This window comes from Pseudomonas sp. W2Jun17, from assembly GCF_023127795.1.
Classification (GTDB): Bacteria; Pseudomonadota; Gammaproteobacteria; order Pseudomonadales; family Pseudomonadaceae; genus Aquipseudomonas; species Aquipseudomonas synxantha_A.
Map to the genome: position 1 here is coordinate 242,362 of NZ_SPKO01000024.1, position 25,650 is coordinate 268,011.

Sequence of the window (25,650 nt, forward strand, 5' to 3'; positions counted from 1 at the left end):
CGGCACAGGCAGTATCAGCGACACGGCATCTGCAAGGCGTGACTGAACGCGTGGATGTGGTCGACGATGCGCTGCGAAGCGGTGCGGATTGCGGTGGTGGTATTGCCGGCGATATGCGGCGTCAATTGCGCACCGGCAATGCCCGCCAACGGCGAGCTGAAACGGTCTTTTTCCAGGGCGAAGGTGTCAATGGCGACCGCCTTGATATGCCGGGGAAACCGGATCATGAAGGCGGCCAGTTGCTGCTCGTCGACGATGCCACCGCGAGCGGTATTGATCAGTATCGAACCCTGGCGCATCCGCTTGAACTCGGCGCTGCCGAATAAGCCGCGAGTCTGCGGGGTGAGCGGCACATGGATCGAAACGATATTGGCCTCATCCAGCAACTGTTCCAGGGTTTGCCTGCGTTGCAGCCCGAGGCGGCGCGCCTCCTGCTCGGTGAAGCGCTCGGACCCGGTGGCAATCACCTTCATCCCCAAGGCGCTGGCTTTACACGCCACCTGCTGGGCAATGCTGCCGGTGCCCACCAGCCCGAGGGTGAGTTCGGCGTATTCAGCAGCAGGCGCCAAGGTGCCTTTTGACCAGTGGCCTTGGTGGGTTTGCGCGTTGTAGTGGTCCAGATCCCGAGACAGAAACAACGCCTGGGCCAACACGTATTCAGCGACAGCGGTCGCGTTGGAACCCGGCGTATGCAGAACCGTCACTCCCGCCTGCTCGCACGCCTGTCGGTCGATATGGTTGAGACCGGTCCCGGCCTGGGCGATGGCGCGCAGCGGTATGGGCAACCCGGGTGAGCTGGCGGCGCGAATCAGTTCGCCGCCCAGCGGGATGTTCAAGCGCGTCTTGAACACGCTGTAACCCCCAGCCTGATACACCGCTGCGATAAAACCCCGCTCATCATGGCCGTTGATATCGGCATACCCGATGCGTGCGCCGTAGCGCTGCTGGATGCTGTGTTTATCGGTGAAGTAATAGAGGTTAAGGACGACCGCCAAGCCCAGTTCAAGGAATCGATCGATTTCCTCATAGAGCAGCGGCGGACCGGGCGCGTCAAGTATCAGCGTGGTGAATGCCATGGGGTTTGATCCTTTTGAAGGCATCGATAACTCAAACAATGGTTGCTTGATTGCCGCTTCGAAGACCGCATTGCCCAAGGCAGCCGCCCGCTTCGACCAATAAAGCATGGTCCTGATTTTTCGGTAAAAGACCTGTTTGGAATAAAACGAAAGGGAAAAAATCATTGGCCGTCAAAAAGAACACGCCTGCGCTCCATGACCATAATCGAGGCGTTTAACTTTTTGATTAATCAGGGCTAAATAAAATAATTCGAAAACGTCTTACTCAAAGGAAAATCTCGGCCCCCATAGCGTGCGAGAGAAACCTGAAAAAATCTTCATAACCCTTGAACGTCAGCCAAATGAATAGGCGAAGCGCTTGCGAGTCCTATCCATCGGCATATTCAGGAACATACGCCCCGGTGAAACGGCGCGCCCCTAGCTCAGAAGGATCTCTATGCAAAGCCTCCCGTTCTCTGCGTTACGCCTGTTCGGCGTGCTGGCAGCCATGGTCTGTGCGCTGTTGACGACGCAAGCCCGTGCCGATTACACCGACCTTTCCCTGACCCATGAAAAAAATATTCAGTCCTACGTCGTGAATGCCGACGGCAGCTTTGTACTGGATGTCGAACGGGTTATGCGGATCAATGAAGAGCGCGCGATCACCTCCAACGCCCAGCGCTCGGTCACCTACAACCGCACCCTGGAAACCCTGGATATCGTCGAGGCCTACACCCTCAAACCCGATGGCCGCAAAGTCGTGGTAACACCCGACCGGATCAAGGAGCAGCAGGAGCTTGAGTCTGCCCAGGCGCCGATGTTCCAGGACTCGCGGGTCAAGGTGGTGATCTTCCCGGAGCTGCAAGTGGGCGATCGGATGGTGTTGCGGTACCAGCGCCATCGCAATACGCCATTGTTTGCGGGGCAGTTCGAAGACCTTTTCTCGCCGGATTTCTACCAGAATGAACAGGTGCGCCTGAGCTACGACATGCCCGCCGAAATGAAGCTGTACGCCGACTCACGGGGTTTCAAGGCGTCCACGCCAGCCAACGCCAACGGGCGAACGGTGTACCGCTGGGACTTGGAACAAACCAAGAAAAACCGCGTGGAAGAAGGCTCCGTTGCCTACACCGACTACGGGCAACTGCTGGCCGTATCGACGTTCACCGACTACAAACAGTTTGCCCAGGCCTACGCCGCACGCGCACAGGTAGAAGTGACCCCGGCCATGACCCAACTGGCCAAGGAACTCACCGCCAACCTCGACAACTCACGCAGCAAGGCCCTTGTGCTGAGTGATTGGGTACGCAAGAACATTCGCTATGTGGCGGTGTACGTCGGTGCCGGCGGCGTAGTACCGCATTCAGCGCAAGCGGTGCTGGATAACCGCTATGGCGACTGCAAGGACCATGTGGCCCTGCTTGAAGCGCTGCTCAAAGCCGTCGCCATTGAAAGCTCGCCCGCCCTGATCAACGCCGGCAACGCCCACGTACTGCCCAAGGTGCCAACCCTGGGGGTGCTCAACCATGTGATCACTTATGTACCCAGCCTCAATCTGTACCTGGACTCCACCGCGACACCCATCGCCGCTGGCTACCTGCCTCTGCCCGAACTCGGCAAACCGGTGTTGCTGACACAGACCGGTGAACGTACACAAACGCCGTCCGGCCAACCTGGCAAAGTGAACACAACCATAGCCTTCAAGGTCAACGCCAAAGGCGCTGCAGACTTTACCAATGACTCCACCATCGACGGTTGGGGCGCAGAGTTTAACCGCTTCATGCTCAAAGCCATGCAGCCGGCCGACCGCAATCAGTTGGTGCAGCAGATTCTGAGCATGTATGGGCAATCCGGCAGCGGGTTGATCGAAACTGACGCCTTGGACGGCACTGCCAATACCTTCAAATTCGCGATTAAAGGCCACACCAGCAACCTGGTGAACCTACCTGGCCCGACCGGGGTGCCTACCCTCTCCAGCCTGGCCGGCGGTATTGGCCAGAGCGTGTTTTCCTTGATCGTCGAAAAGGAACGCACTCAGGCCTTCACTTGCCTCTCAAGTGAGATCACAGAGGTAGCGCGCCTGGAGTTCCCCGCCAAGGTGAAGATCCTCGCGGTACCCAAGGCTGTGTCGGTGAAACAGGCAGGCTTCGACTATCGCTCGACCTATGTGAAGAAGGCCAATACGGTGCTGATCACCCGCCAATATGTGTTTAGCAAGCCAGAGATTCTCTGCACCCCGGAGGATTTTGCGGCCATGCAACCGGCGGTTGAAAGTATGGTCAACGACTTGAAAAGCCAAGTCATTGTGCAGACGCTGTAACGCCCTCGCCCTTCTTGCGTGTCAGTGCTGACGCACTGGCGCGCGGGAATCGTGGGCTGTGATGCTGAGGCGCGGGTATAAAAACCGCTCCCCAACCAGCCGTCGCTATTGTGAAGCGCTATCTGCCTTTAATGTTCTGACTCGACAGCCCGCACGCTCGTAAAATCAAGAATGACCGTAAACCTCTGTTGCTCACGGATCACTTCAATCTGCCAGCCCAGCTTTGCGCACAATTGCCGCATCAACTGCAACCCTAGCCCATACCCAAAATCGTCGGACTCCTGTCGCGGCTTGGCCTCGCGGACGTGATTGGCAATCATCAGCCGCGGGTATTCGAAACTGATGTCTACCGTGCCCTCTTCTGCGTATTGCAGCGCATTGCGCAGGAAGTTGCCGATCACGATACGACACGCCGTAGGGGGCAGTCGGCAAGGTTCGGTGTGGATGTCGATGCTTAGCTTGATATCCCGATTACCGATCAGGTAGCGGTGCTTCTCAATCAGTTCGCCGACTACCTCGCTCAGATTAACGTCTTGCTCGGGCAGCGATTCGGAACGCTCGCGGCTCATCCACAGCAATGTCTCGGCAATCAGCTGCATGTTCATCACAGAGCGTTCTATACGTTGCAAGGAAGGCGGCAGCACACCGCCCGATTGCAGGGCCAACAATTCGATATTGGCCTTGAGCACCGCCAGTGGCGTGCGCAGTTCATGGCTGGTGTAGCGCAACAGGCGGCCTTCACGCTGGCTGGCGGCCTGCACCTGCTCAACACTTTTGGCCAGGGCATCGGCCAGCATATTGAACTCCTTGAAACTGAAACCCGGCCGTGTGCTGGCCAGGGCATCAGGATCTTTGAGTGTGCCGGACCATTGCACCAGACGCCCCAGCGGCCGAACCAGCCACCAGACCAGCAAGGCGATGATGATCAGCGCCGGCACGAATACCGCCAGGCTGATGAACTTGACACTCTCTATGACCTGATCGAAATAGGCGTCTGACAACGGCGTCTCGACCTCACCCCCGGCTTCCTTATCGTGGTCGATGTCGTACATGTAGAGGGTTTTGCCGTCACCCAGGGGCTGTTCGAGGATGATCTGGAAAGGCTCGTCGTCGTCATCGGAATAGAGATCGCCGAAGATATTCACCGCACCGAAGGACAGGCTCGGTGGGGTATCGAGCAACTCACGCACGTCCTGCGGCAATGCCTGCTTGCCGATGACGCTGGTATAGAAGTAATTGTGCGGCGTCGGCGTGGTCGGGTCCTGCTTGTAGTGCCGGAGAAAATACTGAGCTTCCTCCTCCATCATCGCGCTGGCGGTATAGAACAGGCCGCGCACGGTAAATTCAGGCAGCAGCTTGCTGTAGATCACCAGCACCACCGCAATCAAGCACAGGAAACTGCCGCTGATTACCCACTTCAGACTCAGGCCGTTACGCATGGGGTTTTACCTGAATGCCGACACCCGCCAGGGTATGGATCAGCGGCCGGCCAAAAGGCTTGTCCACGGCCTTGCGCAACCGATGCATATGCACCTTGAGCGTATCAGTGTCGGGTGGCTCGTCGCCCCAGATCTTCGCTTCCAGGCGTTCTCGAGAGACCGGCTGTGGGCTTGCGCGCATCAGGTTTTCCAACAAGGTCCAGCAGATGGGCGACAAATGCAGCTCCTGCCCTGCGCGGCTGACCTTGCGGGTGGTCAGCTCCATTACCAGGTCATCCACTTGCAGGCGACTGGTCTGGCCGCTGCGGCGCAGGCTCAGGGCGCGAATCCTGGCGACCAGCTCGGCCAGCTCGAACGGCTTGACCAGGTAGTCGTCGGCTCCGGCAGCGAAACTGGCGAGCTTGTCGGATAACGCGTCCAGCGAGGTCAACATCAGGATCGGCGTCTGGATGCCCTGCTGGCGCAACCGATCGCATACCTGCTGGCCGTTCAGTCGCGGCAGCATGATGTCCAGGAGGATGACGTCGTAATGCTGATTGAGCGCCAGGTTAAGCCCGGTCTGACCATTACTGACGTGGTCGCAGACAATGCCGCTGATCTCCAGATACTCGATGACGGTGGTGGCCAGATCAAGGTTGTCCTCGACCAGCAGCAAGTGGATATGCACGGGGAAAACCTCGAACAGGGAGTGCGCAGAGGTTTGCAGGATAACGGAACTCGAGCTGCTTTCTGCTGACGTTTACCTGACGTTAACCCACTGCTGCTTAAGCTAAGGCTTCTCTTATCCAGAGCTCGCCCTCGCCATGAACCTGTCTTCGATGATCAAAGGTGCCCTGCTAGCCTTGATTTTCCTCGCCCTGCTGGTGGGTTTCCTGCCGCCGGACGCTCAGCGGGGGCGCATGGGCGGCAGCGGCTGGTTTCCGATTGGCCAGAATGCCGAGCGCACAGGATCGAGTTATGTCGCCAGCGCGTCCTGACGACATCGGCGCCAGTTATGCCGCCCAGTTGGTCGCGTGCGTGGTGCTGATTGTTGGCGTGTCGGTTTCGGTGGGTATCTATATTGCTCGCTTGAATGCCCACGTCGATAAGCAACGAGAGCTGGCGCCGGTGTATCTGCACGCCTGCCCCGAAGGTCGCGGGGGCTTTATTGTCTACCCGGATGGCAGGCGCAGCGGTGACAGTTGTTATAGAGCCGATGAAGGTGAATCGACAGAGGCCGGCCAGGCGCGGGATTAGACAGGACTCATGCCTGTCGCACCATGCATTTGCGCGCCCTATTTATTGCTCAGCGCATTGGCCAGACGCAGCATGGCGGATTCAATTTCACATGCGCTCAAGGACGAATACCCTAACAGCCAACCTTGCTTCTTTTGTTCGCCGGCGTATAGCCGGCTGAGGCCGGGCAGTTGCACGCCCGCACTGGCAGCTTGGCGGATGGTCTTTTCTTCCGACCAGCCCTCGGCCAGCAGGCAGGGAATCTGCAATCCACCTTGGGTGGTCAAGGCCGTCGCAATACCGTTCAGATGCTGGCTGATAGCATTGAGCATGACCGCACGGCGGCTGGCGTAGAGTTTGCGCATGGCCCGAACATGGGCGTTGTAGTGACCGTCCTCCATGAATCGCGCCAGGGTCAATTGAAGGACCTGCGGCGTATGGCCGTCCATCATGCTGCGCGCATAGGTGAAGGCTTTGACCAGTTCGACAGGCAGCACCATATAGCCCATCCGCAACCCCGGATAGAGCGTTTTGCTGAACGTGCCGAGGTAGATCGTGCGCCGATATTTATCCAGGCCCTGCACGCAGGCGGTCGGTAGCCCGTCGTAGTGGAACTCGCTGTCGTAGTCGTCCTCGATGACCCACTTGCCGTGCTCGGCTGCCCAGTTGATCAACTCAAGCCGACGCTCCAGGGGCAACGTCGCTCCGGTGGGGTATTGATGCGAGGGGGTGACATAGACGCAACCGGCGCCGCTGCGGTCTGCTCGCAGCAAGTCCGTACGTATGCCTTGGGCATCGACATCTATGGGCACGACCTTGGTCTCAGCCGTTTCAAAGGCCTTTCTGGCGCCGTAGTAGCCGGGGTTTTCCAACAAGATCGGTTTACCCGCATCCACCAGCAATTGGGCGCACAGGAACAGGGCTTGGCGCGTACTGCTCAACACCAGAATCTGGTCGGCAGAGCATTTGGCTCCGCGTTCAAGGTTCAAGTAGGTGGCGATGGCCTTGCGCAGAGGCTCAGCGCCTTGCGGGTCGCCATGCAGAAGAACGTTACTGCGATAGTCCTTCATGACGTGGCGTTGCAGGCGCTCCCATACATCAGTGGGGAAGGTACGGGTTTCCGGCAGCCCTGTAGCAAAGGCCTTAACCGTCTGTTGATCGTTAACGCCACCACTGTTGAAAATCATCATGCCGCGCTGACTCAAGCCCACTCCTGGCGTCACCTCACTGGGTCGGGTGGCTTGCGCCTTGATACGGCGACGTGCAGCACCGTGCAATTGGGCGCCGACCGTTTCGCAGACATAGCTTCCCGCCCCCTCACGTCGCACGATGAAACCATCACGATGCAGTTGCCCATAAGCGTTCTCGACCGTGTCGCGGGCCACGCCAAGCGACTTGGCCAGGACCCGCGTCGCCGGTAATTTCAGGCCAGACCCAAGGGTGCCCTCAAGGATAAGTGCACGCAGGGCCCGCTGAATCCGCTGATGCAGGTCCAGCTTCTGAAACTCGGCGTCATTGATCCTTATCTTCAAGGTGTCGAGCTCGAAGGTTTTCGCCATGCGGTCTGCCCTATGCGAATAAATTGGCCGGAAAAGGCAGGCCAGTTTATCCGTAGACTCTGCTCATCGCCATTTGCAGGGAGCAACGTAAAGCCATGTCTTCATCAACATCCACGTCATCTGTTCGCCTCGGCGATCTGCTTCATCCGATTCTCGCCGGTTTGATCTCGGTCATCGTCAACTATGGCGGCACCTTCATTCTGGTGTTCCAGGCGGCCAGGGTCGCCGGGTTAAGCCCGGAGTTGACCGCTTCGTGGGTGTGGTCCGTATCGATTGGTGTGGGCGTTACCGGGTTGTTCCTCAGTTGGGTTTCTCGCGAACCGATCATCACCGCCTGGTCAACACCGGCGGCGGCATTTCTGGTGATCGCCCTGGCAAGCGCGCCCTATGCCGAAGCGGTGGGCGCATACATGATCTCGGCCGCCGCCTTTGTGCTGCTGGGGTTGTCGGGCTACTTCGAAAAAGTCATCCGCCTGATACCGCCGGGTGTGGCGGCGGGGCTGCTGGCCGGTATCCTGCTGCAGTTTGGCATCGGCGCGTTTGGCGGCATAAGCCTTGATCCCATGCTGGTCGGCTTGCTGATTACCGTATATATCCTGCTCAAACGCTTTACCGCACGGTACGCAGTAGTGGGCATCCTGGTAGTGGGAGTGGTTGCGCTGCTGCTTCAGGGACGTCTGGATATGTCTGGGCTGACACTGCAACTCGCGGCACCCGTGTTCACCCGGCCAGAGTTCTCGCTCAACGCTTTGCTCAGTATCGCGCTGCCGCTGTTTCTGATCACGCTGACCGGCCAGTACATGCCTGGGATGCTGGTGTTGCGCAATGACGGGTTCAGCACCAGTGCCAATCCAATCGTGACCCTTACCGGGTTGGGCTCCTTGCTTATGGCGCCCTTTGGTTCCCACGCATTCAATATCGCCGCGATTACCGCCGCCATCTGCACCGGCAAGGAAGCCCACGAAGAGCCCTCCAAACGCTGGATCGCCGGCATTGCAGCGGGCTTCTTTTACATCCTTGTAGGGATATTCGGCGTGACCCTGGCAGCGGTGTTCATGGCCTTCCCGCCAGCTTTCATCACGGCGCTGGCCGGGCTCGCCCTGCTGGGCACCATTGGCGGCAGCCTGGCCAATGCGATGGCCGACGCCAAAACCCGTGAAGCCTCGCTGATTACCTTTCTGGCAAGTGCGGCCAATATCACGTTGTTCGGGATTGGCGGGGCGTTCTGGGGGCTGCTGATTGGTCTGATGGCGTACGCCTTAATCAATGGCCGTCTGCTGCGTGGCAAGCCGGTCGTCAATGTGGCTGCCGAGTCTGTCAGTGGTAAAGAAGCCGCTAGTTGAGGCGCGTACGTATTGTTTTCGTTCATGGTTGGCAGATAGCTAATGATTGGGAGCTACCTTCGTATGGCGGGTTAACCGGCGCGTCAGCTCCCTGTAGCAATGACTTGACCCACGCCCCCCGCTGTTCGCGGTTTAGATTCACGCTTGCTCCCCACATTCGGTCGCCCTCATGCAGTTGCGCTTCACTTCGTTCGCTGTGATCAGCTTACGGTGGAACTTTTACCCACAAGATTGCGCCCCATGCTGGGCGCAAAGCAAAAAAAAAGCCTGCATCTCTGCAGGCTTTTCTCTATCTGGCTCCACGACCTGGACTCGAACCAGGGACCCAATGATTAACAGTCATTTGCTCTACCAACTGAGCTATCGCGGAATGCGCCGTATGTTACTGATTAAAAAGAAGAAGTCAAGCTTTGCGTTACATTCGCTTCAATTACCCGCCATGACCGCTTGAAAACGCCGGTTCCGCCGCCAGATCCAGCCAGGCCCGTGCCGCCGGTGGCAGGTGGGCGCTGGCGCGCCAGGCCAGGGCGATGTGCCAGTCGGTGTGGGGTTCGTCCAGGGGGATCAAGGCGATGCCGGCGTGTTGGTGCTTGTGCGCCAGCATTCGCGGCAGGAAGGCAACGCCCAGGCCGGCGGTGACCAGGTCGACGATAAAGTCGATCTGCCCGCTACGGGCGGTGACTTTCGGGGTCACACCTTTGCGCTCACACGCGCTGAGAATCTTGGCGTTGAGGGCGAAACCGGCTTCGAACAGGATGAACGGCGAGTCCGCCAGGTCGGTGAAGTCGATGCGCTTGCGTCGGGCCAGTGGATGGCTGATGGGCAGTACTGCGATCAGGGGTTCGTTGCGTACCGGTTGGTAGTCAAAGCCTTCGTCCACCGGCAACAGCAGTGCGGCCAGATCGACCTCCCCGGCTTCCAGGCATTCACGCAGTTTTTTACTGCCGTACTCGGTCAGTTCAATGTCGATGTCCGGGTAACGGCTGCGGTACGTGGCGAACATGGCGGCAAACAGCACCCCGCACCCCACCGGCGGCAGGCCAATGCGTAGTACGCCGCGTGTAAGACCGCGCAGGTCGTTGATTTCAGCCATCAGGTCGTTGCGTTCGGCGAGTATCACCAAGGCGCGGCGGTAGGCGATTTCACCGGCGGCGGTCAGCTCGTTCTTGTGGCCGAGGCGGTTGAGCAACGGCGTACCCAGCTCGTCTTCCAACGTCTTGATCGCCTTGCTGACGGTAGACTGGGTCAACGCTACCACCTCGGCCGCCTGGGAGAACCCACCCTGGCGCACCACTTCGACAAACGCACGCAATGTTCGCAGGTTCATCAGTATTCCTTTTGCGACTGGATAGCAGTGATAAAAGTTGTTTTTATCATGTCACAACTTTGCTTATCGTGTAGCACTTTGCCCTGTGGAGACACCGTCGATGATCATCTCGTCCGCTTCCGACTACCGCGCTGCGGCCAAGCGCAAGTTGCCGCGCTTTCTGTTCGACTACATCGACGGCGGCGCCTACGCTGAGCACACGTTGCGCGCCAACAGTTCGGACCTGGCCGAGATCAGCCTGCGCCAACGCATCCTGCGCAATGTCGACAGCCTGAGCCTGAGCACCCACTTGTTCGGCACGGAACTGGCGATGCCGGTCATTCTTAGCCCGGTCGGCCTGACCGGCATGTACGCGCGGCGCGGCGAAGTGCAAGCGGCCAAGGCAGCTGCCAACAAAAACATCCCCTTCTGCCTGTCGACGGTGTCGGTGTGTTCAATTGAGGAAGTGGCCTCGCAGAGCCCGCAGTCGATCTGGTTCCAGCTCTATGTGCTCAAGGATCGCGGCTTTATGCGCAATGCGCTGGAGCGAGCGCAGGCGGCCGGCGTGACCACGCTGGTGTTCACCGTGGATATGCCCACACCCGGCGCACGCTATCGCGATGCGCACTCGGGCATGTCCGGGCCGTACGCGGCGCAGCGGCGCATGCTGCAGGCGGTCACCAAGCCGCAATGGGCATTCGATGTGGGCTTGATGGGCCGCCCCCACGACTTGGGCAATATCTCAAAGTACCTGGGCAAACCCACCCATCTGGAGGACTACATTGGCTGGCTTGCCAACAACTTCGACCCGTCGATCAGTTGGAAAGACCTGGAGTGGATCCGCGAATTCTGGAAAGGCCCGATGATCATCAAGGGCATCCTCGACCCTCAGGATGCCAGGGATGCGGTGAGCTTCGGTGCCGACGGTATCGTGGTGTCCAACCATGGCGGCCGCCAACTCGACGGCGTGCTGTCCACCGCCAAGGCGTTGCCGCCGATTGCCGACGCGGTGGGCGATGACTTGACCGTGCTGGTGGACTCCGGCATTCGTTCCGGGCTCGACGTGGTGCGTATGCTCGCCCTGGGTGCGAAGGCGTGCCTGCTGGGGCGCGCGACCACCTATGCGCTGGCCGCCGAAGGCCAACGTGGGGTAGAGAACGTGCTGGATATCTTCGCCAAGGAAATGCGCGTGGCCATGACGCTGACCGGCGTCACTTCCATCGCGCAGATCGACCGCACGACGCTGGTCCAGCCGTGCTGAAGGCGGTGTCATTTATGTGAGGTTTATTTGAGTCGTTGTTTGTTCGCGACAAACAACGCTAACCACCGTGACATTAAAGTTGAACGGGTCGGCTGCAACGCCGGCCCATACCAGCCAAATAACTGGCGCCATTAATTAAAAGATAATTTTTTATTTTAATTACAGCCTTTTGATTTATAATAACTTTTTAAAACAAAACGGCTTTGGCACGAATCTCGCTGTAACACTTGCCAAGCAGGTTAAGTGATGACAAGACGTGCGGCACGTGCCTCGGGGTTATAACTCAATGCAAAGCGGTTTAAACTGCTCCTCATGTTTTACGGAACTGAAGGAACAGTAAGACGCCTGGCACTTGCCGCCCTCATCCCGCCTGTAAGACAGCCAAGTGCTTAGAGGCCACCCGCTTATGAAAACACCCACCCAGACCAACGCGATTGACTTCGACACTGCCAAATTGCAGCGCCTGGGATTTGGTCAACCTTCCCTGCGTCCACGCCGCCCCGCAACCCTGAGCGAACTGTGCCAGCAACTGAGCCAACAGTTGCAAACCAGCCTGGAGCCGGAGCGCATCCTCGGCCTGTTCTTTCGCGAAATACAACGCCTGGTGCCGCTGGACGCGTTGCAGTATCGCCATGCCGCCAGCGACCTGCGCCTCGAGTTCGGTCATCGTGGCCACCATTCGGTGAGCTACACCTTGAGCCACGAAGGCGAGCACCTTGGGGAACTGGTGTTTCGCCGCAACCAACGGTTGATCGACGAGGAACTGAGCCAGCTCGAATCCCTGCTGGTGACGTTGCTGTATCCGATGCGTAACGCCCTGCTCTACCGTGCAGCCACCCGCAGCGCCCTGCGCGATTCGCTGACCGAAACCGGTAACCGCGTGGCCATGGATCAGACGCTGCAACGGGAAATCGACATGGCCAGGCGGCATCTGCACCCCTTATCCGTGCTGATGCTGGACATCGACCACTTCAAGAGAATCAATGACACCCATGGTCACGCCGCCGGCGATAGCGTGCTGCGCACCGTGGCGGGGGCGATCAAACACCAGTTGCGTAACGTCGACATGGTATTTCGGTTTGGCGGGGAAGAGTTTCTGATCCTGCTGTCCAACACCGGACGCGATGCAGCGAAGATGGTCGGTGAGCGCTTGCGCCAGGCGGCACAAGCCCAGGACTACTGGGTGGAAGGCACGCGGATCGAATTGACGGTGAGCCTGGGTTGCTCGACGCTGCTGGCGGCCGAATCGGCTGAAAGCCTGCTGCGCCGGGCAGACAACGCTCTGTACGTGGCCAAGCGCGAAGGCCGCAACCGCTTGGCGATGGCGGGGTAAGTCCCCGCCATCACGTTTACATCACGCCTCGCTGGCAACGCGCACCGGGCGCTCGCGAATGGCTGGCGCCTTCTCTTTGTCTTTCTCGACGTTCTCCAGGCGCATGCAGCTTTCCAGGAACAGGTACATGTAGTCGTAGCTTTTGCATACTGCCTGGCGCAACTCTTCCTGCAGGGCCTTGCCAGGGTTGTTCCCGGCCAGGGTGCAGATGATTTCCAGGGCTTCCCACGGGTGGGCGTCGTCGTACTGGGCGTGCATCTTCAGCCACTTCATCGCCCGCTTGCGATCTTCCTCGGGGAAGGCGTCGGCATACACACCGGTAGAGCAGACCACGGCAGACCACTCCCCAGTCGCCCCCTCGATCGCATAGTTGGTGGCGGCAATCGCGACGATCAACGAATCCGCCGAGCTGGTGTGCCAGCACCAATGACTCAGTGCATGCAATTCCGGCGGCACGTCCTGGGCTTGCAGCTCTTCAAGGCTGACACCATGGGCACGCGCCCAATTCACCCAATAATCCGCATGGTTGAGTTCCACGCGAATGTTGCGCATCAGCCAACGTCGCGCCATATCCTCACCCGGGTGGCGGGCGAACTTGGTCTTGGTCAGGTTTTGCGCCATGTACAAAGCAAACTGTTCCACCACCGGCCAACCACCAATGAGGTAGTGGCGCATGGTCTTGGCGCTGAGGGCGTTGTCGCGCATACGCTGATACAGTTCGTGCTCGACAACCCGACGCTTGCTCTCGCTACAGGCCTGGATCAATTGCTGCGCCCAGGCTGGGTAACTAGAGGCTTCCATAAGCGGCCCGGTTCTGTTGAATGTGTCGATCACTGTAGGGCTCCTTTTTAAGTGTGATTTTACAGACCAGCAAATGTTTCAGCGGAATGTGCCGGGCGCCTTGAACACCAAGGGCTGAGGCCGCACGGGTCGACACTGCAAGCTATCAAAGGTAAACAATTGCGGGCGTTCAATCAGGTAGCCCTGAGCGTAATCCACACCGATCTCAAGCAACGCTTGTTCGATCTGGGGTGTTTCAACAAATTCGGCAATTGTGCGCTTACCCATGACGTGGCCAATGTGGTTGATCACTTCGACCATGGCGCGGTTAATCGGGTCGTCCAGCATATCCTTTACGAAACTTCCATCGATCTTCAGGAAGTCTACAGGTAAATGTTTCAAATATGCGAATGAGGACATTCCGGCGCAAAAGTCGTCGAGTGAGAAATGGCAACCTAACGCTTTGAGTTCATTAATAAATCGAATGGCACTACCCAAATTGGCTATAGCGCTGGTTTCAGTTATTTCAAAACAAATCATTTCTGGTGGAATGCTGTAAGCACCGAATTTCTCACGTAAAAAACCTAGAAAATCGTCATCACCGATAGTTATTCCTGACAGATTAATCGCACACATGGCCATAGGACGGCCCGGACGTTCAGTCATGCATCGAGCAATGATCTTGAATACGTTTTCAACCACCCAACGATCCAGCGACGTCATCAAACCGTATCGTTCGGCTGCCGGGATAAAACTGTCGGGCAAAATGATGCGCCCGGCTTCGTCATGCAGGCGTAGAAGAATTTCGATGTGCCCATTGCCGGCTTCGGTGTGGCCCAACGGCGAGATTTCCTGCGCATAGAGGCAAAACCGATCCTCCTCAAGGGCAATGTGCAGGCGCTGCACCCAGGCCATTTCGCCAAAGCGCAGCGACAACTCGGAATCATCGGCGTGATAGACCTGTATGCGGTTGCGCCCTTTTTCCTTAGCCATGTAGCAGGCCATGTCGGCCGCCCGCAGGGAGGTTTCCAGGGTGGTTGGGGTTTGCGAGATATGCACAAGGCCGATGCTGACGGTGGTCATGAACGGTCGGCCTTTCCACACAAAGTGCAGGCTTTGCACCGTATGGCGCAAGCTCTCGGCGATCTTTTCCGCCACCGGCGCCGGGCAGTTCTCCAGCAGAATGCCGAACTCGTCCCCCCCCAGGCGTGCCAACGTATCGCCCTCGCGCAAGTCAGATTGCAACAGCGCGCAGATGTGGCGCAGGAGTTCGTCGCCTGCCGCATGGCCGCAGGTGTCGTTGACCAGCTTGAACTGGTCGAGGTCGAGAAACATCAAGGCATGTCGCCCATTTTGCTGGCGTGCCACCTGTTGCAGTACCTGCTCAAGACGGAACTCGAATTCGCGGCGATTGGCCAGGCCAGTCAAGGCATCATGGGTCGCCTGCCACGAAAGGTTGGCGATGTACTGGCGCTCCTGGGTCATGTCGTGCAGCACCAACACCGCACCGCTGACCTTGCCGGCACTGCGGATCGGCGCGCCCACCAGCGTGACCGAGACGGTGCTGCCGTCCAGGCGCTGGATCAGCTTGGAATGCTCGCTGCCGCCACTGAGTTGGCCCTTGATGATGTGTTCAATCAAGGTAAAGCCGTCGGGCTCGGCGTTTTCATCCAGCAACTTGAATAACGCCGCCAACGGCAAGCCCTGGGCCTGTTCGGACTTCCAGTGGGTCAGCGCTTCGGCCGCGGGGTTCATATAAGCAATGGCGCCGTCGACGTCGGTGGTGATCACCCCGTCACCAATCGACTCCAACGTGATCTGCGCCCGCTCCTTCTCCGCCTGCAGCGCGTCAGCGAAGGCGTGGCGCTGGGCCAGCAACTTGTGGGTACGCAACAGCGCCAGGACGATCAGCCCCAGGGCGGTGGCCAGGTTGGTGATCAACAACAGGCGCAGGATCATTCGCGAACCTTCGCCCAGCGCATCACTGAACGCCTTGGCGGCCGGCGTTACACCCTCGTTGATGGCAATGATGCGCGCTTTCCAGGCGCGCACATCCTGCTCGGTGACCTGATCGGTGCTGATGGCGCTGTGCATCTGCTGGGCCAGTTCATCCAGTTGCTCAAGGTAGCCATCGCCCACCGTCCACAGCTCAATGGCTTTTTCCAGGTAGCTGAAATGGCGGAAGTTGAGGTACAGCCAGATCAGGCTGGGGACGTCGTCCGGGTGATTGCCACCCTTGAGGATGCCCAGGCGCGCGGCAGCCAGGTTTGGCGTGGCCCGATCCAGAGCCACACGCAGCTCATGCCCGCCTTGAGGTACGGCAATGGCATGCTGGTATTTGAGATAGGTGGCGTCGTCGCGGCTATCGGCATACAGCGTCAGGTAATAGATGGCATCCTTCTGGCCCTTGGACCACAAGCTTTCGCCAGCCACATAGCCACGCACCGCAGAGAGCACGTAGAGACTGCCACAGCCTAACAATGCCTGGAACAAGACAACGGCAATAAAGGGCCAGACGATACCCAACAACCGTGGCGTTCCGAGAGTCCGCTTTTGCTTCATGAAGTCCCTTACACATGCACAGCTTGATACGCACGCGAAAATCCGCTTCCGATAGCACAGCCTAAGCTAAATCAACGCACTTGTTGCAGGTGTCCGTAAAGTTTGGCGTAGAGCCCGCCGTCGGCGATCAATTGCTGATGGTCACCATCCTCGGCGATGTGCCCGCCATCGAACACCAGTACTCGGTCAGCCTGTTTCACCGCGGACAGCCGGTGGGCGATGATCAGTGTAGTACGCCCGCTGAGAAACCGCGCCAATGCCTGGTGCAGGTTGTACTCGGTCGCCGCATCCAGTGCCGAGGTGGCTTCGTCCAGAATCACCACTTTAGGCTCGGCGAGCACCATGCGGGCGATGGCCAGGCGCTGCCGTTGACCACCGGAGAAGCGCACACCCGAGCGCCCCACCACACTGTCCAGGCCCATGGGCAGCGCCCTGACAGTAGCATCCAGCTGGGCGATTTCCAGCGCCTGCCAGCAGGCTTGATCGGAGCGAGTGCGGCCCATGGTCAAATTGGCGCGCACGGTGTCGTTGAACAGCGCCGGGTGTTGCAGGACTACGGCGACGTTTTCACGAATGGTTTCCAGGCCGATCTCCTGCTGGGTGGCCCCGCCAAAACGAATGCTGCCGGCCTGTGGTGTATAGAGCCCCAGCAACAACTGCACCAGGGTACTTTTGCCGCCGCCGCTGGCGCCGACAATCGCCACCTTCTCCCCCGGCGCGATCGCCAGGTTCAATTGGTCGAGCACCAGGTCCTCACCGTAGCCAAACTCCAGACCACGCACCTCGATACCGACAGTCTCATGCCCGGTAAACGGGTCGGCACCACCGGCGTACTGCGGCTCATCGGCGCGTGCCAACAGCTCGTTGATCCGCGTCAGCGCGCCGCCCGCGGCGTAGTAGGCGTATTGCAGGTTCAGCAGTTGTTCCACCGGGCCGATCATGAACCACAAGTAGCTGAACACGGCGAGCATCTGGCCGATGGACAGGTCGGAGAACAGCACCGTAAGCATGGCTGCCGCACGGAAAATGTCGATACCGAACTGGAACAGCAACCCACTGGCGCGGCTGGAAGCATCGGTTTTCCATTGGGAATGAATCGCATAGTCGCGCACTTCCTGGGCACGCTGGCCCAGGCGCCCGAGGAAAAAGCCCTGGCGATTGCCGGCGCGCACTTCCTGGATGGCATCGAGGGTTTCGGTCAGTGCCTGGGTAAAGCGCGAGGTGCTGTCGTTCTCCAACTTCTTCAGATGCTTGACGCGCTTGCCCAATTGCACGGTGGCGTAGATCACCAACGGGTTGAACAACAGGATCAATAGCGCCAGCTGCCAATGCATCCACACCAGGATTGCCGACGTGCCGACCAGGGTGAGCATCGCCACCAGGAAACGGCTGAGGGTTTCGCCGACGAATTTGTCCAGGGTGTCCAGGTCGGTGACCAGGTGGGTAGTGACCGTACCGCTACCCAAGCTTTCGTACTCACCCAGGGAGATCCGCTTGAGGCGTTCGATCAGCCGCACGCGGATGCGATAGACGATGTCCTTGGCCAAACGCGCAAACAGCCGCGCCTGCACCACGTTGAACACCAACGCACCACAGCGCAGGGCCAGCGTTACCAATAGCATCAGGCCGATGTAGCCGGCGGCTTTCTGCCAACCCAGGGGCAACGCGTGGTTCATCACCTTGAGCGCGGCATCGCCGTGGCCCAGCAGCACTTCGTCCACCAGCAATGGCAACAGCAGGGGGATCGGCACACTGCACAGCGTCGCCAGCACGGCCACGCCATTGGCGATCCACAGGGCTTTCTTGTGGCGCAGCGCCAGACGGCGAATCTCTGCCCAGGTCAGGCGGTCAGTGCGTTGAGGTTGCTCATACACAGGCAGCTCGCTCCAGCCATCGACCCAATAACGGCGACAGCTCGGACAGCGGCTGGTAACCATTGGTCAGCAAGGCCAACTGGCCATTGCGCTCTGCGAGCAACGTCGGGAAACCGGCGATCCCCAGATCCTGCACCCAGGTGAAATCGGCGGCCGTGGCGGCATGCTGCTCGGCGCGGTCGAACTCGCCTGCAAACTCGATACGCGGAATACCGGCCTGCTCGGCCAAGTCCACCAGCACATGGGCGAGGGTCACGTCCTGTCCCTCGACATAGAACGCGCGCTGGATCAGCCCCAGCAGCTTCCAGGCGCAATCCGGCGCCAGGCTGCGCGCGGTGACGATGGCACGGCAGGCAGGCTCGGTGTCGTAGACAAACCCGTCAGGCAATGCGCCCTCACGCTTGAATGGCTGGCCGGTGGCCTCGGTCACCGCTTGCCAGTGCTCAAGAATGTAGCGCCGGGTGGTCGGCTCCAGCGCTGCACCGCTGCCGGTGCGCAAGCCGCCCACCACCAGGTGCACGTCCACGCCGGCCGCCTGGGCCTGCTCTACCAGCGCCTGCGCGACCGGGGCGAAGCCCCAGCACCAGGAACACATCGGATCCATTACATAGAGCAGGCGCGCAGACATGGCTCAGGCCTCGGAAGGAGTTTGCTTGTAGTTGAAACCAATCGGGTGCGGCATATTGCGGGCCTTGGCCAGCTCGATCTGCTTCTGCCGGTCGATCGCGCTGCGACGGGTCTTCTCCGGCAGCTTATCCCAGCAATGGGGGCAACTGATGCCAGCCACATAATGCTCAGAGGCGCGATCTTCTACGCTCACTGGTGTGCGGCAGGCATGACATTGATCGTAGTCGCCTTCGCTCAAGTCGTGGCGCACGGTCACGCGATTGTCGAACACAAAGCAGTCGCCCTGCCATTTGGTTTCTTCCTGGGGCACCTCTTCGAGGTACTTCAGGATCCCGCCCTTGAGGTGATAAACCTCATCAAAGCCTTCGCTGAGCATATAGCTCGACGCCTTCTCGCAGCGAATGCCGCCGGTGCAGAACATGGCGACTTTCTTGTGCTTGGCCGGGTCGAAGTTGGCTTTGATATAGTCGGGAAATTCGCGAAAACTGGTGGTCTTTGGGTCGATTGCGCCCTCAAAGGTACCGATTGACACCTCATAATCGTTACGGGTGTCGATCAACAGCACTTCAGGATCGCTGATCAGCGCGTTCCAGTCTTGCGGGTCGACGTAGGTGCCGACTTTTTTGTTCGGGTCAACACCTTCGACGCCCAGGGTCACGATCTCTTTCTTGAGCTTGACCTTGGTTCGATAGAACGGCTGGTCGTCGCAGTAGGATTCCTTGTGGTCAATGTCGACCATGCGCGGGTCTTTTTTCAGCCAGGCCATCAGGCCATCGATACCTTCGCGGCTGCCGGAAACGGTGCCGTTGATGCCTTCTTCGGCGATCAGCAAGGTGCCTTTGATGCCGTTGTCGACCATCGCCTGCAGCAGTGGCTCGCGCAGGGCGACGTAATCTTCGAGGGTGACGAACTTATACAGTGCCGCCACAACAATCGGTTGAGTCATGGGTGTTCTCTCCAGGTGGCTACCCTCGTAAGGGGTGAACCGGATGCAAAAAGGCGTCGGTCAGGCGACGCGGCGCGCATTCTAACAAAAGTGCGGCGCCATCGCATCGGCACGCAGCCGCTGATAGGTCCTCAGCGATGTGGGTTACGTACCCCCTCCACTCGGTAACGCTGGCCGCCGAGATGGCTGAACATCAAACGATAGGCACCGCGTCCACGAGCAGCGGCGTAGCCGTGCAAATCAGCGGACCATAGTTGGTCTCTGTGAGCATGCCAATGAACCGCGCCAAAACGCCCTTCACGCAAGTGGCTGAGGGTAAGGGCAATACTGCGGCGCTCGCGGCCCGATAGTTGGGTATCTACAAGCCTCGCGGTATCGAACTCCATCTGCGGGGTAACGGCTCTCGCTGCCGCCGGCGCCACCAACGGCACCTGCGCCTGTGCTTGCCGACCACCGCGTGCGCGACTTGAACCAGCCACCGGTGTCGTCACCCCAACCTCGAACGCGCTTGGCCCCGCCTGCTGACCGCTCGCGGCAGCGGACTCACGTGCTGGACTTCGCAGCACTATCACGCCATAGCCCATGCGTTTCAACTCCGGCATCGGGTTACGATTCCCCCCCAGTACGCGTTCGAGGTCTTCCGCCTCGTCCACAGGCCCCACGTAGCCACGGAGGGTCCCCTGACGCCGATGGACCATAAGGGTAATGCCTTTTTCAGCATGACGGCGCGCGTAGGCAAAATTCACCAGCCGCTCCGTTTCTTCGTGACTCAGCCCCGCATCCTCCGCCGCAGCAATCGCCGTCTCCGAAACGGCCCTGGCGAAATTTTCTTCCTGTTGTTGCGCTGCGCTGGCCAGGGCCTGCGGCTGCATGCTTTGATAGGTAATGAAGCGGGCGGTACCAACCAGCAGGCCTCCCACCAGCCCGCCCACGGCAGCTCCCACCCTCGCATCGCCCAGCAACGCTCCCGCCCCCAGGCCCAGCAAGGCCAGAACCAGGATGAGTATGATCTCGTCCTGTATCTGAGGATTTTCCATGTCGGTAGGCTGCAACCCCATTGAATCAACGAACGTGACCGGGTTGTTGAACGCCATGAGATAAGGATTCAGCTGCGTCCCTCCCCCAACGGGGTCGGGGCTTATCCAGCGCTGCAACCATGGGGCGTAATAGCGGAAACCGTAGTAATACAAACCGCTGCCGTCACGCTCCTTGCCTGAATATCGACGGGTTTTGTAACTGCCCTCCACCGCGTTGCGCGATGCCCACCACGCTGTCCCCCCATACGGGAAATAACTCTCCTGACTCAATAACTCGGCCTCTTCGCCCAACTCCAACCCATGGCTCGACTGCTGATCGGTCAGGCAGAAACGCAGGGCTTCATCGTCAGCCCCCTCATCAAGTCCCAGCTCCCATTGCAAGACCTCCACCGCGCAGCGCGCTACGTCAAGGCGCAACACATTCAATCGACGCAATGGCCACTGGCGAATTTCCAGGCCTGGCAGGTAATAGACACGCGCCGTTTGTCGACTGCCGGCAACCTGCTGGTGAGTGAGCTTGAGCACACGCTGGCCGTCGCCTGCATACACATAAGCTTCCTCATCCGAGTCAGCTCCGTCGCGCACAACTGACGTGACCCTGGACAACTGATTACGCACATTCCACGCCATCGCTACACCACGCCCCAGCCGTTGCTGATTGCCATTGGCGTCAAAACCCTGCGCCAACGCGCCAACCGGATGCTCGCTAGACAACGCGCGGTTGCTGCCACTGGCGACCTGCATGTCGCGCGTGTAACCGACGCCACTGGACGGCACATGCCGCAACCGGGTCAGGTTGCCCCCCTCGTCATAAGCATAATGCTGGGTGTAGTTGCGACATAAACCGGCATCGGTCGAACCGAACGAAATACGCGCAGGCAGTGCTGGGGTGATGGCGGCGACGGTACTTTCCCGGCCTGTCGCCTGGGTCAGTTGGTACAGCGAGTCGTATTGATAGCAATAGGCGGCATTCACTTGCGTGTTGTGGCTCCATTGGGCCGGTTGCGCCTGATCCCGCAGCTTCGAAACATTTCCCACGGGATCATAGTCGTAGCGCAAATCCTGTAATGGCGCCGCCGGCTCATTCTGGCGGTACGCCATCAACCGGTTCATACGGCCATCCTCGGGCCGATAGGCGGCCAGACTGCTCACGCCATTGCCCAACCGGGCCGTCTCCACCTGACCGGCGGCATTATAGACGTAGCGGTCTATCACGGTTTTGCGTGCGCCACTTTTCAAGGCGAGGTGAATATGTTTCGTCTGTCCGTCCAACCCATAGGCAAACTGCCGACCATTACCCTTGGCGTCGACCTGTTCCAACGTGCCGCCGAGGGCATCAAATATCCAGCGTGTGGTGTAACGCTCGCCGTCCAACTGCGCGTCCTGATCGGCCTGAGCAAGCGGCCAGTCAACATCGCCCGGCGCCTCGCGAAATCGCCGCGTCTGCCGAAGCACTTGCCCGCTCATCCCATACGCTTCGAACACTTGGGTGCCAGCCGGGTCGGCATGGCACACCAGACGACCACCGCGGTTAAGGGCGCGGTGCTCAGACGTTGGGGTGGCATATACCAGGCGTTCAACACACCGGGGTCGCTCTTCGTCGGCAGCCTGTTCGAACACCGCCACCGGACGTTGCAAGTCATCGTAGTCGTGGCGCTGATAGGCCCCCCTACCATCCCAGACCTGCAACAGTTGCCCGGATGGCGCTGCCAGCATCAGCCGCATGCCGGCGTCCACATCGTGGTTGCGGATCAGCGTCCCGGACAGGCTGTACACCGACACCTGATTCGCCTCGATCAATGGTTCACGTGATTTAAGGGTATGCAGGCGAGAGTCCCACTGCTCAAGCATCAGGCCGCTGGCCCCATAGACTTGACGCCTGACACGGGCCGTCGGCGCAGCCTGGGGGGTAGCGCGCAGATAAGCGACACTGCGGACCGTCAACCCACGGGGGTCGAATGCTACAAGCGAGGGCGTATTTCGATGAAGTGAAGCAGACATGATCACATGGCCTGAGTTGCACAATGGTCAGAAAAGCCTAGGGCTCATGTCTTGCACAGAGGTGGTATCGGTGTATAGGCACCTCAACCGGCGTGCACCGACGACGCCTGTAAATACCTATACCTGGCCCCGTTAACCTGCGTGATAGCGTTTTTCATTGCCCGCCGGCACCCTCGGCGGGCGTGAAGGAACGTATGAATATGCAAACCGACAGCAGCCCCTTGCTCGCCAAGCTGATTGATCACTCACGTCCTCCCGCCCCCGGTCGGGACGATTTCAAGACCGCCCTGCGGCGCCTCAACCTCAACTCGGTATTGGACATCGTACGATTGTCCGAAAGCGCCTTTGCCGAGCAACTGGCAACGTACAACGATGACGATGCACACACGGTGTACCTCAAGGCCCAGAGCGCCGCCGCGCAACTGGAAACGCTATTTCGCGAACAGCAAGTCTCGTCCCCCCCTTCTTCACCGCGCAATAAACGCAGTCTCCCCCCCGAGACCAGCGCAACCTACCAGGCCTTGTTCAAGGAAAAGTGGGACCAGTTCTGCTCCAGTTCGTCGATTGCAGCGGTTGACTCACCGACTGCCTACCTGCGGGCGCTCTATTTGTTCGCCCAACAGCTGGAAGGAAACACCAAGGACGCAAACGCGCTCAAGCTGTCGCAGCGACGCCCGGAACTCAAAGACCAGGTGATCAACCAACATAGCGTTTCGGGCCAGGTTCCCATGTTGTCGATCGTCAACCAGATCTTGCTCAAAAATATCGCGCAGGCCAAAGAAGAAGATACCTATAAGGTGCTGAGTGAAACCTGGTATCCGTTTTCTCTTCCCTATCATTTGCACCATCAGCAATGCCAACAGGGCCTGTCGGGCGACAAGCCGGCGTTGGGTGAGTTGAACTATCGCATCAGTCGCCAATTGCCTCTGGCGGGAGAAACCAGCACTTACGGGCAGGTCGGCGAACAGAACAACGAAGTCCAGTGTCAGTTATCGGGGTTGAGCCCTCAACAACAGAACATGCTGAAAAGTAGCTTGGTAACCCAAGCGGGCGCGAAAGGGTTCTATCACGCCTATTACAACTGGAAGACTGATCTGATCGGACCGGCAGAACTCACTGACTTTCTGAACCATACACAACTGGATGCCGACCAACTTCAGGCGCTGCTTGCACAACAGACTCAGTCACCACGCCAATCGCCTAACTGCAAGCAAAACCCCGGCCTCACCTACGGTGCGTGCTATATCAACGGCACGACCACACCCGCTATCAGCCTGGACAACGCCAAGCTGACCCACGTTAGCCTTGAGCGCTTCGACAGGCTGCAACGCATGATTCGTCTACAGCGCTGGCTCGGCCTGCCTTTCGCGCAATTGGACACCCTGATAGTCAGCGCCATGCGCTGTGAAGGCCATCGCAACAGCACGCTGCTGATCACCCATAACACCCTCCGGTCGCTGGGGGTCTTTTGCTATTTGAGCAAACGCTACACGTTGCAAGCCGAAGAATTTGCCGCCCTGCTTCATCAGTTACCCGTCCATGCCTCAGGCGACCGCGTGTCATTGTTCGACCAGGTGTTCAATCGCACGGGTTCCGCCCTGCCTCCCCTGTATCTGGACAGCGCTACGTTCGACGGTACCACCCGGCAACAGCTCTGCGCGGGGTTGGGCCTGCAAGACACCCAGGATTCGCTTCAACTACTGATCAACCCCAACAAACCTGCAACCCGCACGATCGAGACGGTCAGCGAGATCTATCGGCAAGCGAGAGTCGCTCGCCTGTTCGGGTTATCGGTCGTGGAATGCCGACAGTTGGTGCAAATGCTCGGGAATGCGAACTTTCTCATGCAGCTGCGCAACCCAACGTTACGCAACAAACCGAAGGGCACGACTGACTTCCTCGACATGCTCATGCACCTGGAGTGGGCCAGCCGTTGGTTTAAAGAAAACGGCAGCAGCCTGGCGCTGCTCAGACGCCAGCTATTGCTGGATCGCCAGGTCCAGGACCCGATCATCAATCAGCTATTGAAGGAGTTCGCCAGCTATGACCAAGCGTCTCTTTCCGAAGCGTTGCACCGGTTTGATCTTCCTCAGCAACCCGATGACGAAACAGTTCGTTTACCCGCCGTTGACTGGGAATCCTTGGCCTATGCGGCGCTGCAACGGATGCGTCCCAATAACAGCATCGAGATGGCGCTCGATCAAGTGCTCTCCTCCGTTGAAATCAGCACTATGCCTGTACGTACGACACATTTGATCAACCAAGCGAAACCTACACTCAACACACTGCTGAGCAAGGTGCGTGATGAGTTGTGGGCTTTATATCTACGCCTTAAAGAAATCACCCAAGCCGTCCTCCATGAGCCAAGCAATACCAACGGCTATCAAAAATACGACAATGACCACCATTTCCTGCGTTTATATGCTCCCGCTGCTTCGCCGCTGCAAACGCTCAGTTATCTGATACTGCGGTTACCTCACGCCGCCGATATTCTGCAACTGCCCCTCAGCCCACAAGCACTTCACCAGTTCCTGGTCAATCCGCACTGGCTCGCGAGCAAGTACAAGATGTCTTCGTTACTTGAACTCACCCCGTACAACCTCTACCTCATGCAGCAGTTCAAACATTGCCTACACCACTGCGGCCTGACGGAAGAGCAACTGCTCGACTACTTCGAACACGCCAATACCTTGCCCAACGGCGCTACGCAAAACACCAGTGAAGAAACGAACGAGCGTCTCGCTCAACTTTTAGGTTGGAACGCCAGTGAAATCGACGTCTTCTGCGACAAACTGAGACCTCCACGCATTACCTCAATGATGCGCCTGGACTGGGTGCTGCGCTGCCGCCAAGCCAGCATCGACACAGGCCTGCCTGCCAACATGCTGATCAAAGCCAGCGAACTGAAAGCCGACTCTACATTTGCTGACTGGAAGAGCGTCGGCGAGGCGATCACAAGTGCGTATTCATAACCCATTCACACCCTACTCAC

The 25,650-nt window shown here is 58.8% G+C and carries 19 protein-coding genes and 1 tRNA gene; 7 read left to right on the plus strand and 13 right to left on the minus strand.

Going from position 1 to position 25,650, the window contains the following annotated elements; all coding sequences use genetic code 11:
* Positions 1-14: 14 nt before the first annotated feature.
* The gene (locus E4O98_RS13185) at positions 15-1,076 is read right to left on the minus strand and encodes an NAD(P)-dependent oxidoreductase (RefSeq protein ID WP_032880175.1); all 1,062 of its coding nucleotides are present in this window, start codon (positions 1,074-1,076) and stop codon (positions 15-17) included.
* 31 nt (positions 1,077-1,107) lie between these two features.
* Positions 1,108-1,260, minus strand: a complete 153-nt coding sequence (locus E4O98_RS13190) for a hypothetical protein (RefSeq protein ID WP_164699537.1) — start codon at positions 1,258-1,260, stop codon at positions 1,108-1,110.
* A gap of 252 nt (positions 1,261-1,512) precedes the next feature.
* Here E4O98_RS13190 and E4O98_RS13195 point away from each other — a divergent pair, with 252 nt between their 5' ends.
* Entirely contained in the window at positions 1,513-3,375 is a 1,863-nt protein-coding gene (locus E4O98_RS13195; protein ID WP_148852525.1) for a DUF3857 and transglutaminase domain-containing protein, read from the plus strand.
* Positions 3,376-3,503: 128 nt separating this feature from the next.
* Here the strand turns inward: E4O98_RS13195 and E4O98_RS13200 are convergent, their stop codons facing one another.
* On the minus strand, positions 3,504-4,814 hold the full coding sequence (locus E4O98_RS13200) for a HAMP domain-containing sensor histidine kinase (protein ID WP_032880173.1): 1,311 nt from the start codon (positions 4,812-4,814) through the stop codon (positions 3,504-3,506).
* Positions 4,807-5,481 carry a response regulator transcription factor gene (locus tag E4O98_RS13205; protein WP_078821902.1) on the minus strand — a complete coding sequence of 225 codons (675 nt, stop codon included), beginning with the start codon at positions 5,479-5,481 and terminating at the stop codon, positions 4,807-4,809. Before E4O98_RS13205 ends, E4O98_RS13200 begins: the two co-directional genes overlap by 8 nt.
* Positions 5,482-5,617: 136 nt before the next feature.
* Between E4O98_RS13205 and E4O98_RS13210 the strand changes: the two genes are divergently transcribed.
* Together E4O98_RS13210 and E4O98_RS13215 are read left to right on the plus strand one after the other, a co-directional pair.
* Complete coding sequence (locus E4O98_RS13210; protein WP_164365968.1) at positions 5,618-5,791, plus strand: hypothetical protein; 174 nt, start codon at positions 5,618-5,620, stop codon at positions 5,789-5,791.
* Entirely contained in the window at positions 5,772-6,050 is a 279-nt protein-coding gene (locus E4O98_RS13215) for a hypothetical protein (protein ID WP_032880171.1), read from the plus strand. Before E4O98_RS13210 ends, E4O98_RS13215 begins: the two co-directional genes overlap by 20 nt.
* Positions 6,051-6,088: 38 nt before the next feature.
* Here the strand turns inward: E4O98_RS13215 and E4O98_RS13220 are convergent, their stop codons facing one another.
* Complete coding sequence (locus E4O98_RS13220; protein WP_248135446.1) at positions 6,089-7,588, minus strand: PLP-dependent aminotransferase family protein; 1,500 nt, start codon at positions 7,586-7,588, stop codon at positions 6,089-6,091.
* 95 nt (positions 7,589-7,683) lie between these two features.
* On the opposite strand from E4O98_RS13220, the gene E4O98_RS13225 reads away from it, so the two are divergent.
* Positions 7,684-8,931, plus strand: a complete 1,248-nt coding sequence (locus E4O98_RS13225) for a benzoate/H(+) symporter BenE family transporter (protein ID WP_248135456.1) — start codon at positions 7,684-7,686, stop codon at positions 8,929-8,931.
* A gap of 294 nt (positions 8,932-9,225) precedes the next feature.
* Here E4O98_RS13225 and E4O98_RS13230 read toward each other — a convergent pair.
* Positions 9,226-9,301 (minus strand) — tRNA-Asn (locus E4O98_RS13230).
* Positions 9,302-9,361: 60 nt separating this feature from the next.
* Complete coding sequence (locus tag E4O98_RS13235; protein WP_032880168.1) at positions 9,362-10,258, minus strand: LysR family transcriptional regulator; 897 nt, start codon at positions 10,256-10,258, stop codon at positions 9,362-9,364.
* 100 nt (positions 10,259-10,358) lie between these two features.
* On the opposite strand from E4O98_RS13235, the gene lldD reads away from it, so the two are divergent.
* Positions 10,359-11,498, plus strand: a complete 1,140-nt coding sequence (gene lldD, locus E4O98_RS13240; protein ID WP_248135458.1) for an FMN-dependent L-lactate dehydrogenase LldD — start codon at positions 10,359-10,361, stop codon at positions 11,496-11,498.
* Between the two features lie 406 nt (positions 11,499-11,904).
* The gene (locus tag E4O98_RS13245) at positions 11,905-12,831 is read left to right on the plus strand and encodes a GGDEF domain-containing protein (RefSeq protein WP_248135461.1); all 927 of its coding nucleotides are present in this window, start codon (positions 11,905-11,907) and stop codon (positions 12,829-12,831) included.
* A 21-nt stretch (positions 12,832-12,852) separates the two neighbouring features.
* Here the strand turns inward: E4O98_RS13245 and E4O98_RS13250 are convergent, their stop codons facing one another.
* The 6 genes from E4O98_RS13250 to E4O98_RS13275 all read right to left on the minus strand — a co-directional run bounded on the left by E4O98_RS13250 (position 12,853) and on the right by E4O98_RS13275 (position 22,508).
* Positions 12,853-13,665: an iron-containing redox enzyme family protein gene (locus E4O98_RS13250; protein ID WP_032880165.1), complete on the minus strand. Its 813-nt coding sequence runs from the start codon at positions 13,663-13,665 to the stop codon at positions 12,853-12,855.
* Between the two features lie 45 nt (positions 13,666-13,710).
* Positions 13,711-16,173: an EAL domain-containing protein gene (locus tag E4O98_RS13255; RefSeq protein WP_032880164.1), complete on the minus strand. Its 2,463-nt coding sequence runs from the start codon at positions 16,171-16,173 to the stop codon at positions 13,711-13,713.
* A gap of 71 nt (positions 16,174-16,244) precedes the next feature.
* Positions 16,245-18,047, minus strand: coding sequence for an ABC transporter ATP-binding protein (locus E4O98_RS13260; RefSeq protein ID WP_005789883.1), 1,803 nt, complete (start codon positions 18,045-18,047; stop codon positions 16,245-16,247).
* Complete coding sequence (locus tag E4O98_RS13265) at positions 18,040-18,675, minus strand: DsbA family protein (protein WP_078821909.1); 636 nt, start codon at positions 18,673-18,675, stop codon at positions 18,040-18,042. Before E4O98_RS13265 ends, E4O98_RS13260 begins: the two co-directional genes overlap by 8 nt.
* Positions 18,676-18,678: 3 nt before the next feature.
* Positions 18,679-19,620, minus strand: a complete 942-nt coding sequence (locus tag E4O98_RS13270; protein ID WP_078821910.1) for a rhodanese-related sulfurtransferase — start codon at positions 19,618-19,620, stop codon at positions 18,679-18,681.
* A 131-nt stretch (positions 19,621-19,751) separates the two neighbouring features.
* The gene (locus E4O98_RS13275; RefSeq protein WP_248135463.1) at positions 19,752-22,508 is read right to left on the minus strand and encodes an RHS repeat-associated core domain-containing protein; all 2,757 of its coding nucleotides are present in this window, start codon (positions 22,506-22,508) and stop codon (positions 19,752-19,754) included.
* Positions 22,509-22,858: 350 nt separating this feature from the next.
* Between E4O98_RS13275 and E4O98_RS13280 the strand changes: the two genes are divergently transcribed.
* Positions 22,859-25,630 (plus strand): Tc toxin subunit A, encoded by a 2,772-nt coding sequence (locus tag E4O98_RS13280; RefSeq protein WP_248135465.1) that lies wholly within the window; start codon positions 22,859-22,861, stop codon positions 25,628-25,630.
* The last annotated feature ends 20 nt before the right edge of the window (positions 25,631-25,650 follow it).

Excerpts from the sequence above, each read along its gene's own strand:
- E4O98_RS13185 (WP_032880175.1), bottom strand. The coding sequence starts at position 1,076 with ATGGCATTCACCACGCTGATACTTGACGCGCCCGGTCCGCCGCTGCTC.
- E4O98_RS13195 (WP_148852525.1), top strand. The coding sequence starts at position 1,513 with ATGCAAAGCCTCCCGTTCTCTGCGTTACGCCTGTTCGGCGTGCTGGCA.
- E4O98_RS13200 (WP_032880173.1), bottom strand. The coding sequence starts at position 4,814 with ATGCGTAACGGCCTGAGTCTGAAGTGGGTAATCAGCGGCAGTTTCCTG.
- E4O98_RS13210 (WP_164365968.1), top strand. The coding sequence starts at position 5,618 with ATGAACCTGTCTTCGATGATCAAAGGTGCCCTGCTAGCCTTGATTTTC.
- E4O98_RS13215 (WP_032880171.1), top strand. The coding sequence starts at position 5,772 with ATGTCGCCAGCGCGTCCTGACGACATCGGCGCCAGTTATGCCGCCCAG.
- E4O98_RS13220 (WP_248135446.1), bottom strand. The coding sequence starts at position 7,588 with ATGGCGAAAACCTTCGAGCTCGACACCTTGAAGATAAGGATCAATGAC.
- E4O98_RS13225 (WP_248135456.1), top strand. The coding sequence starts at position 7,684 with ATGTCTTCATCAACATCCACGTCATCTGTTCGCCTCGGCGATCTGCTT.
- E4O98_RS13235 (WP_032880168.1), bottom strand. The coding sequence starts at position 10,258 with ATGAACCTGCGAACATTGCGTGCGTTTGTCGAAGTGGTGCGCCAGGGT.
- lldD (WP_248135458.1), top strand. The coding sequence starts at position 10,359 with ATGATCATCTCGTCCGCTTCCGACTACCGCGCTGCGGCCAAGCGCAAG.
- E4O98_RS13245 (WP_248135461.1), top strand. The coding sequence starts at position 11,905 with ATGAAAACACCCACCCAGACCAACGCGATTGACTTCGACACTGCCAAA.
- E4O98_RS13255 (WP_032880164.1), bottom strand. The coding sequence starts at position 16,173 with ATGAAGCAAAAGCGGACTCTCGGAACGCCACGGTTGTTGGGTATCGTC.
- E4O98_RS13265 (WP_078821909.1), bottom strand. The coding sequence starts at position 18,675 with ATGTCTGCGCGCCTGCTCTATGTAATGGATCCGATGTGTTCCTGGTGC.
- E4O98_RS13270 (WP_078821910.1), bottom strand. The coding sequence starts at position 19,620 with ATGACTCAACCGATTGTTGTGGCGGCACTGTATAAGTTCGTCACCCTC.
- E4O98_RS13275 (WP_248135463.1), bottom strand. The coding sequence starts at position 22,508 with ATGCTTGAGCAGTGGGACTCTCGCCTGCATACCCTTAAATCACGTGAA.
- E4O98_RS13280 (WP_248135465.1), top strand. The coding sequence starts at position 22,859 with ATGCAAACCGACAGCAGCCCCTTGCTCGCCAAGCTGATTGATCACTCA.